We start from the raw sequence: 13,831 nt of genomic DNA, 5'->3' as shown, positions 1-13,831 counted from the left end.
GGGTTATCCTTTAATGCCGTAATGGCGCAGCATAGCATCCAGCTGCGGCTCGCGGCCACGGAAGCGTTTGAACAGCGCCATCGGCTCTTCCGAACCGCCGCGCGACAGGATGTTGTCGAGGAAGGATTTGCCGGTCTCGGCGTTGAAAATCCCCTCTTCTTCGAAGCGCGAGTAGGCGTCGGCCGACAGCACTTCCGCCCACAGGTAGCTGTAGTAACCTGCCGCGTAGCCGCCGGCGAAGATGTGGCTGAAGGCGTGCGGGAAACGGCCCCAGCTCGGCGAAGGCACCACCGCCACCATTTTCTTCACTTCCGCCAGCGTCGGCAGGATCTGCGCCCCTTTCTCCGGGCTGTATTCGAAGTGCATGCGGAAATCGAACAGGCCGAACTCCAGCTGGCGCAGGATAAACAGCGCCGCCTGGTAATTCTTGGCCGCCAGCAGCTTGTCGAGCATTTCCTTCGGCAGCGGCTCGCCGCTCTGATAGTGGCCGGAGATAAACGCCAGCGCTTCCGGCTCCCAGCACCAGTTTTCCATAAACTGGCTCGGCAGCTCGACTGCATCCCACGGCACCCCGTTGATGCCGGAGACGCCGGCGGTATCGATCTGCGTCAGCATGTGATGCAGACCGTGGCCGAATTCGTGGAACAGCGTGGTCACTTCGTTATGGGTGAACAGCGCCGGCTGATCGCCCAGCGGACGGTTGAAGTTGCAGGTCAGGTAAGCGACCGGTTTTTGCAGCGTGCCGTCGGCCTTGCGCAGGCTGCCGACACAGTCGTCCATCCAGGCGCCGCCGCGTTTGTTTTCGCGGGCGTACAGATCGAGGTAGAAACTGCCGCGCAGCTCGCCGTCGGCGGCGAACAGATCGAAGAAGCGCACGTCCGGATGCCAGGTTTCCACGTCTTTACGTTCTTTGGCGGTGATGCCGTAGATGCGTTTCACCACTTCGAACAGCCCTTCCACCACCCGCTGCTCCGGGAAGTACGGGCGCAGCTGCTCGTCGCTGATGGAGAACAGATGCTGTTTCTGTTTTTCGCCGTAATAGGTGATGTCCCAGGCTTCGAGCTCATCCACGCCATAGTGCTGTTTGGCGAAGGCGCGCAGCTGCGCCAGCTCTTGCTCGGCCTGCGGGCGGGCGCGCTTGGCCAGATCGCTCAGGAAGCCGATCACCTGCTCCGGGCTCTCCGCCATTTTGGTCGCCAGCGACTTGTCGGCGTAGGTATCGAAGCCCAGCAGCTGAGCCAGCTCGTGGCGCAGCGCCAGCGTTTCCGCCATCACTTCGCTGTTGTCCCATTTGCCGGCGTTCGGCCCCTGATCGGAAGCGCGGGTGGCGAAGGCGCGGTACATCTCTTCGCGCAGCGCGCGGTTGTCGGCGTAGGTCAGCACCGGCAGGTAGCTCGGCATGTCCAGCGTCAGCAACCAGCCGTCCTGCTCTTTGGCCTGCGCCATCGCCTGCGCCTGTGCCAGAGCGCTTTCCGGCAGGCCGCTCAGCTCGGCTTCGTCGGTAATCAGTTTGCTCCAGCCCATGGTGGCGTCGAGCACGTTATTGCTGTAGGTGGATCCCAGTTCGGACAGGCGCGCGACGATCTCGCCGTAGCGCTGCTGTTTATCCGCCGACAGGCCGATGCCCGACAGTTCGAAATCGCGCAGCGCGTTATCCACCGCCTTGCGCTGCGGCACGCTCAGCGCCTCGAACGCCGCGCCCTCTTTCAGGCTGCGGTAGGCCTGGTACAGCCCTTCGTGCTGGCCGACCCAGGTGCCGTACTCGGACAGCAGCGGCAGCGCCTGCTCATAGGCGGCGCGCAGCTCCGGGCTGTTTTTCACCGAGTTCAGGTGCCCGATCGGCGACCAGATGCGCGACAGGCGATCGTCCGACTCCGCCAGCGGCTGACACAGATTGTCCCAGGTGAACGGCCCCGGCTGCGCGACCACGCGCTCTACCGCGGCGCGGCAGTCCGCCAGCGCGGATTGCACCGCTGGCACGATATCTTCAGGGCGGATCGCCGAGAAAGGCGGCAGGGAAAACGGGGTCAGCAACGGATTTGTCATAGGGCAGTCCTGATTAGCGTTGGGCCCGCCGCACGGGCGAGCCTTAAAATGCGTATGAATCTCTAACATGGAGCCAGACAGCAGGAAAATCAATGCCCGGCGTTGATCGTTCGTGCCTTAAATGGCGCTTTGGCGGATGCGGGCGGCCAGCGCCGCCAGCTGTTGGTCGTCGGCGCGCGCCGCATCGTGGGAGGAGATATAGCCCTCATAACGTTCGAAAAACTTCGGCGAGGTCGATTCGATCGGCCGCCACTGTTCCAGCGATGCGGTGCCGTGCAGCGGGATCAGTTTGGCATGCACATGGTCGACGCCGTAGCCCTCGAACACCATGCCGCAGCGGCCGACGTCGTCGAACGCGCGATCCAGCTGCTTCGCCACCCGCTTGGTCGCCAGCATCAACGCGCTCAGCACCTCGTCCGGCAGGTCAAAGGCGTAGCTCGGGTGGTGCGCCTTGGGGATCACCACGCTGAAACCGTCGGTGTTGGGAAAGATGGACAGGAACGCCAGATGGTCGTCGTCTTCCCAGATTTTATGGCATGGCGCCTTGCCCGCCACGATGTCGCAAAAAATGCAGCTCATCCTTTCTCCTTGTGATTCACAGCGTTTCAACCCGTTCGAACTCTTCGAACACCAGCCACATGTCCGGCGCAAAGCTCCCCTCGCGGGTAAAGAACGCCTGATGCCCCTCGCGCCAAAACGCCAGGCTTTTGTCGCCTTCACCCTCTTTGGCCGCCATCTCGGCGGTCACCCGATCGTAGCGCACCAGGCGCAGCGCCAGGGTTCTGATCACGCAGGCCGGTTCGCCGCGGCCATCGAGAACGATGCTGTAATCGCCGATCCGCGGGGTTTGTTCCCGACGATAGCTCGCATAGGAACTGCAGGTGGCGGTTTTATCCCCGCTCAGCACCAATCCCAGCAGTTCGTCGGCTAACGCGGGGCCGTCGCCGAACGCCCAGCGCGCCGCGTCGGGGTAATTCGCCAAAATCGCCTGTTTGCTCATCGTCCTGTCCCTTTCTGTTAACGTCTGCGGCAACGGAGTCCGGTTTTTCCCGGCCAGACAGTTTATACTGTGCAGATTATAAGCCTTATTGCATTGAATGCTCCGCCTGCGGAGCACAAGGAACCGCCACCCGTCATGTTAAGTTATCGCCACAGTTTCCACGCCGGCAACCACGCCGACGTGCTCAAGCACACCGTTCAGAGCCTGATCATCGAGTCGCTGAAGGAAAAAGAGAAGCCGTTCCTGTATCTGGATACCCACTCGGGCGCGGGCCGTTATCAGCTCAGCGGCGAACACGCCGAGCGCACCGGCGAATACCTGGAAGGCATCGGTTTGCTGTGGCAACGCGACGATCTGCCGGAAGAGCTGGCGGCCTACATGAGCGTGGTGCACAACTTCAACCGTTCCGGCACGCTGCGCTATTATCCCGGCTCGCCGCTGATCGCCCGCCAGCTGCTGCGCCCGCAGGACAAAATCCACCTGACCGAGCTGCACCCGAGCGACTACCCGCTGCTGCGCAGCGAGTTCCAGAAAGACGAACGCGCCAAAGTGCAGCGTGCCGACGGTTATCAGCAGCTGAAATCCCAGCTGCCGCCCCTGTCGCGCCGTGGTCTGATCCTGATGGACCCGCCGTATGAAATGAAGACCGATTACCAGGACGTGGTCAAAGGCATTCAGGAAGGCTACAAGCGTTTCGCCACCGGCACCTATGCGCTGTGGTATCCGGTGGTGATGCGCCAGCAGATCAAACGCATGCTGCGCGATCTGGAAGCCACCGGCATTCGCCGCATCCTGCAGATCGAGCTGGCGGTGAAACCCGACAGCGATCAGCGCGGCATGACCGCCTCCGGCATGATCGTCATCAACCCGCCGTGGAAGTTGGAACAGCAGATGAAGAACGTGCTGCCGTGGCTGCACAAGGTGCTGGTGCCGTCGGGCATCGGCCACCATCTGGTGAACTGGGTGGTACCGGAATAATCCCCATCAGGGCGCGGTTTGCCGCGCCCTGCGTCCGCCTATCGCAGCCATCGACGCAATCTTTGCGACAAACCCCGGTCAGGCGTTAAACTCTTACCCTCTTCAAATTCACAACTCATGGAAATCCCAGATGACGAAACATTACGATTATCTAGCAATTGGCGGCGGCAGCGGCGGTATCGCATCGATCAACCGGGCAGCCATGTACGGCCAAAAGTGTGCGCTGATTGAAGCCAAAGAGCTGGGCGGCACCTGTGTAAACGTGGGTTGTGTACCGAAAAAAGTCATGTGGCACGCGGCGCAAATCGCCGAGGCCATCCATCAGTACGGCCCGGACTACGGCTTCGACACCACCGTCAACGCCTTCGACTGGAAAAAGTTGGTCGCCAACCGCACCGCCTATATCGATCGCATCCACAACTCCTACGATAACGTGCTGGGCAAGAACAAGGTCGACGTGATCAAAGGCTTCGCGCGCTTCGTGGATGCGCACACCGTGGAAGTGAACGGCGAGACCATCACCGCCGACCACATCCTGATCGCCACCGGCGGCCGCCCGAGCCATCCGGCCATTCCGGGTGCCGAATACGGCATCGACTCCGACGGCTTCTTTGAGCTGGACGCCATGCCGAAACGCGTCGCCGTGGTGGGCGCCGGCTATATCGCCGTGGAAATCGCCGGCGTGCTGAACGCGCTGGGCGCGGAAACGCACCTGTTCGTGCGCAAGCACGCGCCGCTGCGCAGCTTCGATCCGATGATCGTCGAAACCCTGGTGGAAGTGATGAACACCGAAGGGCCGAGCCTGCACACCGAATCGGTGCCGAAAGCGATCGTCAAGAACGCCGACGGCAGCCTGACGCTGCAGCTGGAAAACGGCAAAGCATTCACCGTCGACTGCCTGATCTGGGCCATCGGCCGCGAACCGGCGACCGACAACCTGAACCTCGGCGTTACCGGGGTGAAAACCAATGAGAAAGGCTACATCGACGTCGATAAGTTCCAGAACACCAACGTCAAAGGCATCTACGCGGTGGGTGACAACACCGGCGCGGTAGAGCTGACCCCGGTCGCCGTGGCCGCCGGCCGCCGCCTGTCCGAGCGCCTGTTCAACAACAAGCCGGACGAACACCTGGACTACAGCAACATCGCCACCGTGGTGTTCAGCCACCCGCCGATCGGCACCGTCGGCCTGACCGAGCCGGAAGCCATCGAGAAGTTCGGCGCGGACAACGTGAAAGTGTACAAGTCCTCCTTCACCGCCATGTACAGCGCCGTGACGCAGCACCGCCAGCCGTGCCGCATGAAGCTGGTATGCGCGGGTAAAGAAGAGAAAATCGTCGGCCTGCACGGCATCGGCTTCGGCATGGATGAAATCCTGCAGGGCTTCGCGGTGGCGGTGAAGATGGGCGCCACCAAGAAGGACTTCGACAACACCGTGGCGATCCACCCGACCGCGGCGGAAGAGTTCGTCACCATGCGCTGAGGCGCAACCTCGCCGGATTCCGGCGCGTAACAGGCCAGGCGCGAAAGCGTCTGGCTTTTTTATTTATCTCGCTCGCCTCACGGCGCCCGGCGGTAATGATCGCGCAGAAACACCGGCAAATCGTTCGCCGGTGCAGCAAAGGGCACCTGATAGAGCATATCGCCGACAAAACCGCGATGATAGGTAGCGTGGTTGACGACATGCAGCACGATTTCCTGGCGCGTCATGCGGCCTTCCCCCCCGCCGACGAACTCGAAATGCACCACCTGCGCCAGCGCCTCGGGCGACCAGCTGTCCACCTGTTCGATATACCAGCGGTCCATTTCCTCCACCGCACACCGCAGAGAGTCAAGCGCGGGCGTTTGCTCGGTGTTGCGCGCGAGGTAACCATGCTTGCGGCCTTGCAGATGGTGCCTGAAGATATCGTCCACCACGTACACGTGATTCAAGGTATGCACCATATTGCCGAAACGGGTCGGGCGCGGCCGCAGCGCTTCGCCCTCCGGCAAGGCCGCCACGCAGTCAAAGGTCAAGGCGTTCGCCCACGCTTTGTAACGCACCAGCATTTTCAAGGTATCGATGGCCGTTGCAGACATACTGTTCACTCCTTATCGGATGAAAATCGATATTCCGTTCAGCCGCACGCGGGTGCGGCGGCGCGTGCTACGCCGTGCCAATCCCATGCAGCCGACCTTCAACCTGAGTGCGCGTGTTGCCGCCCACCCAAATCCGGCCGCTCTCGTCGCGGGTGACATGCACGCGCCCGTTGCGCCCACGGCAGCGCCCCTGAGCGGCGATATAGCCGCCGCTGACCACGCCGCTTGCAAACAGCCACTGAGCCAGGGAGGCATTGAGGCTGCCGGTGACCGGATCTTCGACGATAGCGCCAAGGTGATCGCTCAAAAAAGCGCGCACCTCGAAGGCTGCGTCACCATCGGCATGTGGGCCGACGACGCCAATGTCCACTCTGCGCGGCCAGCTTCTCGCCGGCGTCAGGGAAAGCACCCGCTCGGCGCTGGCCAGCCGGATCCCCAGCCACCCCGGACCGTTATCGATCCAGGCGGCATCGAGCGCCTCCTCAGGCGCGATCCCCAAAAACCGCAGCGCGTCGGCCAACGCCGCTTCTGACGGCGCCCCGGAGCGAATCAACGGCGGCGCGGCAAAACACAGCCGTCCGGCCTCGCGGCGAATGCTCACCAAGCCCGCCCCGCACTCCTGGATGATCTCCGCGTCATTACGCGGCGTACCGCCCGCAGTGAGCCAGGCATGACAACTGCCGAGCGTCGGGTGCCCGGCAAACGGCATTTCACGATCCAGCGTGAATATTCGCACCCGGTAATCCGCCTGGGGGTGTGTCGGCGGCAGCAAAAAGGCCGTTTCCGACAGGTTGAACCAACGTGTCAAGCGCTGCATGTCCTCCGTAGACAACGCTCCGGCGCCCGTAATCACCGCCAACGGATTGCCGGCGAGCGGCCCGGCGCCAAAGACATCCACCATCTGCATGCCAAAAACCATCGCTTCTCTCCTCAGGTTAACGCCGGGCGTTCATTACCCCCGCGATATCAACAGCTCCAGGCCCGCCAAAGCGAACAGCAGCGCAAGCGTTCCTTCAATCCAGCGCCTCACCCGGGTGTAAAACGCGATCATCGGCGACGTTGAGAACAGCAGGGCATACCCCCCGAAAATCGTCACGCCGAGCAGCGCGCAACCGCCAATAATTGCCGGTAAAACCTGCTCAGGCGCGCCTTGCCGCAATCCCAGCGACATGATCGCCATCCAGGACATGATGGCCTTGGGATTGCCGAGATGCATCAGCACGCCCTGCCGATACAACCTCTGATAAGATCGCGCGCTATCCCCTGCCGCTATGCCTGTCGAGATGGGAGACGCCCGTAATGCGGATCGGCCGGCGCGCAGCGCCAGATACAGCATATACACGCCGCCGACGATTTTGATGGCCCACAGCGCCTGTGCATACGTGGCCAGCACGGCGGAAAGGCCGGTCGCGGCCAACATCGCCCAGCACAGCGATCCGGTCACCACCCCGGCGGCCAGCACCAATGCGGGCCTGCGGCCGTCACGCATCGCCACGCCCATGATCGCCATGTTGCTGGGGCCGGGGCTGGCAGTTGCGAGGAGATAGGCGCCGTAAACCAACGCAAGCTGACTGACCATCATGGAAAAACTCCGCTGACCCGCCTTACGGCCGAGCCGTAGTTGAAAACGCCGGGACTCCTCACCAACATAGTATGTGTTACACTTTTCGCCTATTTAAATAGTGTCACGTGACACTATATTCTTTCTCCGGAGAGCGAATATGCGGCTTCAATCCCCCTGGCAGCCCCGCCTGGCCAATGTGGAAGCCACTACCGTCGAACGGCTGGTGTTGGCGTTGGCTGACGACATTATCGAGGGCAAACTGCAAGGGGGCGATCGTTTGCCGGCCCACCGTACGCTCGCCTGGCAATTGGCGATCGGTCTGGGCACGGTGACCAAAGCCTATGCCATCCTGGAGCGGCGTGGGTTGGTGCGCAGCGTGAAAGGCCGCGGGATGTTCGTGGCGATCCGCCGCGCCCGTGAAAAACGCGAAATCGATCTCTCGTCCAATGCGCCGCCGGCGATGCTTACCGATCGTTTGCTGGCGCGCACGCTGGCCGGCATTGCGCGGAAAATGGATGCGGACCATCTGAACTTCTATTCCCCTCCGACCGGGCATCTGGAGCACCGGCGTTTGTTGACCCGCTGGCTGGAAAACGCCGGCGTCACGATCGATCCGTCGCACCTGGCGCTGACCAGCAATGCCCGTCAGGCGATTTCGCTGGCGTTTGACCTGGCCTGCGGGCCACGCGGCACGATACTGACGGAGAGACTCACCTACCCCGGCGCGATCGCGCTGGCCCGACGTAAAGGCCATCGCCTGATCGGCGTGGAGATCGATGCGCAAGGCATAGTGCCGCAGGCGCTGGCGAGTGCGCTCGAGCGTGTCTCCTCCGGCCATACCGCGGTCTATCTGACGCCGACGCTGCATAATCCGACAACCGCCACCATGAGCGCCGAGCGCAGGCAGGCTATCGTCGAGATATGCCGGCGGGCGAATGTCTGGATCATCGAGGATGGCGTGTATGCGCTGGGGCATTCAGCGGCGCCTGCGCTCGCGGCTCTGGCGCCCGAGCGGGTGTTCCATGTCAATGGCCTGTCGAAAACGCTCGGCCCGGGATTGCGGATCGGCATGCTGACTCTGCCGCCCGGCATGCAAACTGCGGCGGAAGAAGCCTTGCAAGATCTTCCTTTCGCGCCTTCGCCACTGTCTTGCGCTGTGGTGGAGGAGTGGCTGGCCAGCGGCGCGATCGAGACGATACCGCAAGCGTTGCGTCATGAGGCTCAGCAAAGAGTGCATCTGGCCACCTCGATATTTGATGCCGACGAATGCGTATCGCATCCCGACGCTTATCATGTCTGGCTGCCGATGCCGCGCGAAACCGCCGAGTCTGTGGCCGCCGCCGCCGCATTGGCCAACGTAAAGGTGACGCCGCCGGACACCGTGATGGTAGACCGCGACGAACGTGCGACGGGCATTCGCCTGTGCCTGGGTTCCCCCTCGCCGGACGAGCTAACGGCAGGCCTGACGCAGCTGGCGCAGCTGTTGAAAGCGCATCGAAACGGCTGACAAACGGAAGAGAAAGGTTACGCGTACAGGCCGACCGGCCCAGGACTGTTCTTTTTGTGCGGTTTACTATTCCCTTCGCACCCGCCTGCTTTTTCTGCCATTATTCTGCCTGATAAATTAGCGGGACTGATACAAACCTCCCCGCGCCTCTGGAGAACGCCGATGCTGTTCAAACTATGCAAAACCCTTGCGATGGCCTGCGTGGCCCTGATTATCGCCCAGAGCAGCGCGCTCAGCTTTACCCTGGAAGTGGCGGGCAAGATCGACAACGTGACCGACCCGGTCAAAAAAAGCTATCTGTTCACCGATAAGCAGCTGTTGGCGATGCCGGTGCGCAGCATCACCACCTCCACCTCCTGGACGCCGCAGAGAAAATTTGAAGGGATTTCGGTGGCCGATATCCTGGAGCGCGTCGGCGCCAAGGGCGAGACGCTGACTTTCTATGCGCTGAACGATTATTACATCGACGTGCCGCTGTCCGACGTCAAGAAATACAACATGATCCTGGCCTACAGGATGGACGGGGAAATGCTGAAGCTCAGAAACTTCGGCCCGCTGTTCCTGGTTTACCCGCGCGACGCCGCCGGGCCTGAACTGAACTCGCCGTTGTACAATTCACGCTTTATCTGGCAAGTCGACAGGATCGTGATCAAATGAAGCTGACGACCTTTAAGAACGGCAGCAGGCTGGCGATCCCGGCCATCTTTGCCGCGCTGTTTTTAGTGGCTTCGACCGTCACGCTCTATTACTACAGCGCCACCCTGTCGAAGAAAGGGCTGTATGCCATCGCCGGCACGCAGGAGAATTACTCCTGGTCGATCGCCAAGTTCTCCATCAAGCTGGCGGAGTTCGACACGTTCGTCGAGCAGCAGAGCCATGCGCCGCAGGTGGACAGCGACAACCTGCGGCTGCGATTCGAAATCCTCTATTCGCGCTTTTACGTGCTGGAAACCGTCTCCGAATCCACGCAACCGCTGTACGCCGAGCCGGGCTACCCGGAAGTGGTCAAGCAGATGCGCCTGCAGATGGATCGCATCGATAAACTGCTGGATAACCCGAAAATCGACTTCAGCCAGGTTTTTGCGGCCATGAAGGCCATCAAGCCTTACGCCATCGAAATGGCCAACCTGACCGACCACGCCGAGGTGAAGCAGCGCACCGCCGCCTATGAGGACTACATCGAGAAACGGCACATCATTTTCTATGGGCTGGTGATTGTCATGTTCTCGGTGATCGCGCTGATCGCCATCACCCTGATCGTGTTCCGTCAGCAGCGGCTGACCATTCGCCAGCAGGCCAAGGCCATTGAGGCGGAGAAAGCGACACGCACCAAAAACGCCTTCCTCGGCGCCATCGGCCACGAGCTGCGCACCTCATTGCAGAGCGTAATGTCGGCCATCGACGTGCTGGTGAACACCCGGGTGTCGACGGAGCATGCGGACACTTTCCAGCGGCTGGAGACCGCCGCGCAGCAAATCGAAAGCCAGATGAAGGATCTGACCGACTACGCGCACCTCGACAGCGGCATGATGGAATTGCGCATCGTGCCGTTCGACGCGCAGAAGCTGATCGCGGAAACCGCCAACGAAATCGCCACCCTGACCCGCAAAGAGCAGGTCAAACTGAGCTGCGAAGTGGAGTGCAGCCACCTGTTGGTGCACTCCGATCCGCTGCGCATCCGGCAGATTATCGTTAACCTGCTGACCAACGCCTACAAATACACCGAAAGCGGCAGCATTACGCTGCACAGCTGCCTGCGCCGCCAGCCGGGCGGCAATTCGTTGATCATCGAAGTGACCGACACCGGCATCGGTATCGAAAAAGACCAGCTCGATCAGATCTTCAAACCCTTTACCCAGTTGGATCAGTCGCATACCAAACAGTATGCCGGCGTGGGGATGGGGCTGGCGATCGTGCACGGCCTGGTGACGCTGCTCAACGGCACCATCACGGTGTACAGCGAAATCAAGAAAGGCAGCACCTTTATCGTCAGCATTCCGGTGCAGATCAGTGAAGAAGAGCGCGCCGACGAGCCCGCCGCCGCCAATGCCCCCCTGCAGCAAAAGCCGCAGCAGGTGCTGGTGGTGGATGACAACAAGTCGGTGGGTGACGCCTTTGCGGCGTTGCTGGACAAACTGGGCTACCAGCACGAACTGTGCGACTCGCCGGAGCGCGCGTTGCAGAAGCTGCTCAGACGCCCTTACGACGCGCTGTTGCTGGATCTGCAGATGCCGGGCATCGACGGCGCCGCCCTGGCCAGGCAGCTGCGCAATCGTCGCGGCCCCAACCGCCATGTGCCAATCATCGGCATCAGCGCCTATACGCCGGAGCAGCTGACGGCGGATCAGCGCGCCCTGTTCGATAACTACCTGATGAAACCGGTTCGGCTGGATGCGCTGTCGAGCGCACTGGCCGAGGTGTTCCCCGCTAAAGATTAAAACAGCGTTGCAGTGCGGCTTCGATCACATGGAGCCGCACCGGTTTTTCATAAGGGCCGAGCACATCGTACTCGCGCATCGCCTGAGCGATCTCCGACTCGCGTCGGTCGGTGCCCAGTTCGCCGGTCAGCACCAGTACCGGCGCGTCCGGGTTGTCGGAGGCGCGGATGGTGGCGATACAGCGATCCGCCGTTTCCTCACCGATCAGCCAGTCCACCACGTAACCGTCGAACAGGCTTTGCTGCAACGCTTGGCAGAAGCTGTCGACATCGTAAAACGCCACTGCGTTGAAACCGCAGCCGCCGAGGTACTTGGCCAGCTCATCGGCCGCCTGATGCGAATCGTCCAATACCGCGATGCTCAACCGCTCGTCATCGCCGTAGCCGGGCCGGATTTCTATCAGTTCGACGCCGTAACGCAGACCTGACGGCGCCTCATCGGCGCGATAGATATGCCATTGCCCCTCCACACGCAGCGCCACAAATTCCGCCGGCCGCCCGGCAGAAAGTTCGTCGCCAATGTGCCCGACGCAAGGGATCGCCACTCCCGCCACGAAAAAGATGGCATCACGCGCCATGTTTGGCTCGGTCGTCTCGTGTTCGGCGCTCAAATCGGCGATCGCCGCCGGCGTTTCTCCCAACGCGGCCGCGACGCTGTTGATCTGTTCCAGCGTCCAGGGGCTTTGCCCTTTCAATTTGCGGTGCGCATGTGAAAAACTCAGATCCAAGATGCGGCTGAGTTCGCGGGCATGCTGACGTTTTCCAATCCCGTAATGTAAAAACAGCTCCCTGACCCGATTGGCAATCGACTGTGAATCGAATTTTTGATGATTGTTATCCATTTGTTCCTTCGATTTTTTTTACTGATTTATCAGTCGTTTTGATTATTTCTGCTGAAAAAGCCACACCTAAAACTAGCATCCCATGCAATTATGCGTTAAAAACGTTGCTTGACATACCATGTTGTATCGTCAAACATGGTATCAAAAGAGACATACAGCAATACACTATAAAAAATAACACCAGCACGATTTTTAATAATAACCATAGTAACACCAGGGAAAATTTGTTCCGTTGCCGCTACTGAGACGATGCTCACATCGCTTGGACTGCATAAGCAAAACGGGGCTTGAGCCTTTAGCGCTAATCTGTTTTACCCACTTTTAAGCCGGGATCCGTCAGGGTCCCGGTTTTTTATTGCCCTGGCGCCGCGCCATCATACGGACTCATCCCGCAGCCGCAAATAAAAACGGAGCCGGCATGCCGGCTCCGTTGACCCTGTAATGACCGCTTGGCTTAGAAGCGCCAGGTGAAACCGGCGTTGACGCTGTTGTCCTGATGGTTCTGCGACAGCAGCCCGCCGTAGCCCAGCGACAGCGAGGCGTTCTCGTTCACCGCCACTTCCGCCCCCGCCTTCAGCACCATGCCGTCGCGCGACACCGGCACGCTGTCCACCACGAACGGCGCGTTGCCGCCGTTGAACCGCAGCCCGGTGCCACGCTCCAGCCCGCCGTACTGGTGTTGCCACCCCAGCTCGCTGCGCAGCGCCACCGTCGTGCCCGGGCTCACCTGCCACTCAGTGTCCGCGCGCAGCCCCAGCGTCGACACCGTCGCGTCGGTGTGCTGCTTGTCGCCGCGCAGCGCCGCTGCGCCGCCGCTTTCCGCGATGCCGTTGTTTTCAAAGTTCACGTACGCCAGGTTGACGAACGGCTCCAGGTTCAGCCACTCACCCTTCACGCTGTAACCCGCTTCCGCGAACAGTTGCTCGGTGCGCGCGCTGTACTTCGCCGTGTCGCGGTCCGACTGCATCCCGTAGTTCACCGACCGTTTGGTGTCGATGCGGTGCCAGGTGTAGCCCGCCCCGCCGCGCAGCGCCAGCGCGCCAAACTGCTTGTCGCCGTACGCCGCCAGGTGGTAGTTGTCGCTGTCCGCCTTCGACCCGTACCCGCCGTGCAGCGAGGTGCGGGTGTAGCCGGTCGCCACCCCCAGCCGCCAGTCGGCCGCCGCCGCCGAGTCCAGCCCCACCAGCACCCCGTAGGTCGAGGCCTGATAGCCGGTGGCGTTGGCGTCGCCCGATGCATGGTCCCACGCCCCCAGCAGCTGCGCCCAGGCGCCGTCCTCGTCCGCCTTGATGGCCGACGAGCTCGCCAGCCCTTCCGCCTGACGCAGACGCCCGTTCAGCGCCTCACGCAGGTAGCGGCTGTCGTTCACCAGCGCCGA

13 protein-coding genes are annotated in these 13,831 nt (G+C 61.4%); 5 read left to right on the top strand and 8 right to left on the bottom strand.

Annotated elements, in window-relative coordinates; all coding sequences use genetic code 11:
* Positions 1-3: 3 nt before the first annotated feature.
* From prlC to ACJ8OK_RS19860, 3 genes are all read right to left on the bottom strand, one after another.
* Positions 4-2,046 (bottom strand): oligopeptidase A, encoded by a 2,043-nt coding sequence (gene prlC, locus ACJ8OK_RS19870; RefSeq protein ID WP_015379371.1) that lies wholly within the window; start codon positions 2,044-2,046, stop codon positions 4-6.
* A gap of 117 nt (positions 2,047-2,163) precedes the next feature.
* Positions 2,164-2,625: an HIT family protein gene (locus ACJ8OK_RS19865; protein ID WP_033631854.1), complete on the bottom strand. Its 462-nt coding sequence runs from the start codon at positions 2,623-2,625 to the stop codon at positions 2,164-2,166.
* A gap of 16 nt (positions 2,626-2,641) precedes the next feature.
* Positions 2,642-3,046 carry an ASCH domain-containing protein gene (locus ACJ8OK_RS19860; protein WP_033631853.1) on the bottom strand — a complete coding sequence of 135 codons (405 nt, stop codon included), beginning with the start codon at positions 3,044-3,046 and terminating at the stop codon, positions 2,642-2,644.
* 135 nt (positions 3,047-3,181) lie between these two features.
* On the opposite strand from ACJ8OK_RS19860, the gene ACJ8OK_RS19855 reads away from it, so the two are divergent.
* Positions 3,182-4,024, top strand: coding sequence for a 23S rRNA (adenine(2030)-N(6))-methyltransferase RlmJ (locus ACJ8OK_RS19855; protein WP_004931012.1), 843 nt, complete (start codon positions 3,182-3,184; stop codon positions 4,022-4,024).
* Between the two features lie 130 nt (positions 4,025-4,154).
* On the top strand, positions 4,155-5,507 hold the full coding sequence (gorA, locus tag ACJ8OK_RS19850) for a glutathione-disulfide reductase (RefSeq protein ID WP_021505213.1): 1,353 nt from the start codon (positions 4,155-4,157) through the stop codon (positions 5,505-5,507).
* 77 nt (positions 5,508-5,584) lie between these two features.
* On the opposite strand, the gene ACJ8OK_RS19845 is transcribed toward gorA, so the two are convergent.
* The 3 genes from ACJ8OK_RS19845 to ACJ8OK_RS19835 form a co-directional block, all read right to left on the bottom strand.
* A complete protein-coding gene (locus tag ACJ8OK_RS19845; protein WP_048326438.1) occupies positions 5,585-6,103 on the bottom strand; it encodes a DinB family protein in 519 nt (172 codons plus the stop codon).
* Between the two features lie 67 nt (positions 6,104-6,170).
* A complete protein-coding gene (locus ACJ8OK_RS19840) occupies positions 6,171-7,022 on the bottom strand; it encodes a PhzF family phenazine biosynthesis protein (RefSeq protein WP_033631852.1) in 852 nt (283 codons plus the stop codon).
* A gap of 33 nt (positions 7,023-7,055) precedes the next feature.
* Complete coding sequence (locus tag ACJ8OK_RS19835; protein ID WP_033631851.1) at positions 7,056-7,685, bottom strand: LysE family translocator; 630 nt, start codon at positions 7,683-7,685, stop codon at positions 7,056-7,058.
* 139 nt (positions 7,686-7,824) lie between these two features.
* Between ACJ8OK_RS19835 and ACJ8OK_RS19830 the strand changes: the two genes are divergently transcribed.
* The 3 genes from ACJ8OK_RS19830 (at position 7,825) to ACJ8OK_RS19820 (ending at position 11,612) form a co-directional block, all read left to right on the top strand.
* Complete coding sequence (locus ACJ8OK_RS19830) at positions 7,825-9,174, top strand: aminotransferase-like domain-containing protein (protein ID WP_033631850.1); 1,350 nt, start codon at positions 7,825-7,827, stop codon at positions 9,172-9,174.
* Positions 9,175-9,336: 162 nt separating this feature from the next.
* Positions 9,337-9,831, top strand: coding sequence for a molybdopterin-dependent oxidoreductase (locus ACJ8OK_RS19825; RefSeq protein ID WP_004931017.1), 495 nt, complete (start codon positions 9,337-9,339; stop codon positions 9,829-9,831).
* On the top strand, positions 9,828-11,612 hold the full coding sequence (locus ACJ8OK_RS19820) for an ATP-binding response regulator (RefSeq protein ID WP_033631848.1): 1,785 nt from the start codon (positions 9,828-9,830) through the stop codon (positions 11,610-11,612). Before ACJ8OK_RS19825 ends, ACJ8OK_RS19820 begins: the two co-directional genes overlap by 4 nt.
* On the opposite strand, the gene ACJ8OK_RS19815 is transcribed toward ACJ8OK_RS19820, so the two are convergent.
* Together ACJ8OK_RS19815 and ACJ8OK_RS19810 are read right to left on the bottom strand one after the other, a co-directional pair.
* Positions 11,602-12,453: a helix-turn-helix domain-containing protein gene (locus ACJ8OK_RS19815; RefSeq protein WP_442530875.1), complete on the bottom strand. Its 852-nt coding sequence runs from the start codon at positions 12,451-12,453 to the stop codon at positions 11,602-11,604. The genes ACJ8OK_RS19820 and ACJ8OK_RS19815 overlap by 11 nt on opposite strands.
* Before the next feature lie 454 nt (positions 12,454-12,907).
* Positions 12,908-13,831: autotransporter outer membrane beta-barrel domain-containing protein (locus ACJ8OK_RS19810; protein ID WP_442530873.1), on the bottom strand; the 924-nt coding region annotated here is incomplete at its 5' end.

The sequence above is a fragment of the Serratia sp. CY71090 genome, from assembly GCF_052166845.1.
GTDB lineage: Bacteria > Pseudomonadota > Gammaproteobacteria > Enterobacterales > Enterobacteriaceae > Serratia > Serratia nematodiphila.
The sequence above is the reverse complement of the archived record's forward strand: the minus strand, read 5'-3'. Positions and strand labels throughout refer to the sequence as shown.

What these genes read in the sequence shown, in the direction of transcription:
- prlC (WP_015379371.1), bottom strand. Translation starts at nt 2,046, where the DNA reads ATGACAAATCCGTTGCTGACCCCGTTTTCCCTGCCGCCTTTCTCGGCG.
- ACJ8OK_RS19865 (WP_033631854.1), bottom strand. Translation starts at nt 2,625, where the DNA reads ATGAGCTGCATTTTTTGCGACATCGTGGCGGGCAAGGCGCCATGCCAT.
- ACJ8OK_RS19860 (WP_033631853.1), bottom strand. Translation starts at nt 3,046, where the DNA reads ATGAGCAAACAGGCGATTTTGGCGAATTACCCCGACGCGGCGCGCTGG.
- ACJ8OK_RS19855 (WP_004931012.1), top strand. Translation starts at nt 3,182, where the DNA reads ATGTTAAGTTATCGCCACAGTTTCCACGCCGGCAACCACGCCGACGTG.
- gorA (WP_021505213.1), top strand. Translation starts at nt 4,155, where the DNA reads ATGACGAAACATTACGATTATCTAGCAATTGGCGGCGGCAGCGGCGGT.
- ACJ8OK_RS19845 (WP_048326438.1), bottom strand. Translation starts at nt 6,103, where the DNA reads ATGTCTGCAACGGCCATCGATACCTTGAAAATGCTGGTGCGTTACAAA.
- ACJ8OK_RS19840 (WP_033631852.1), bottom strand. Translation starts at nt 7,022, where the DNA reads ATGGTTTTTGGCATGCAGATGGTGGATGTCTTTGGCGCCGGGCCGCTC.
- ACJ8OK_RS19835 (WP_033631851.1), bottom strand. Translation starts at nt 7,685, where the DNA reads ATGATGGTCAGTCAGCTTGCGTTGGTTTACGGCGCCTATCTCCTCGCA.
- ACJ8OK_RS19830 (WP_033631850.1), top strand. Translation starts at nt 7,825, where the DNA reads ATGCGGCTTCAATCCCCCTGGCAGCCCCGCCTGGCCAATGTGGAAGCC.
- ACJ8OK_RS19825 (WP_004931017.1), top strand. Translation starts at nt 9,337, where the DNA reads ATGCTGTTCAAACTATGCAAAACCCTTGCGATGGCCTGCGTGGCCCTG.
- ACJ8OK_RS19820 (WP_033631848.1), top strand. Translation starts at nt 9,828, where the DNA reads ATGAAGCTGACGACCTTTAAGAACGGCAGCAGGCTGGCGATCCCGGCC.
- ACJ8OK_RS19815 (WP_442530875.1), bottom strand. Translation starts at nt 12,453, where the DNA reads ATGGATAACAATCATCAAAAATTCGATTCACAGTCGATTGCCAATCGG.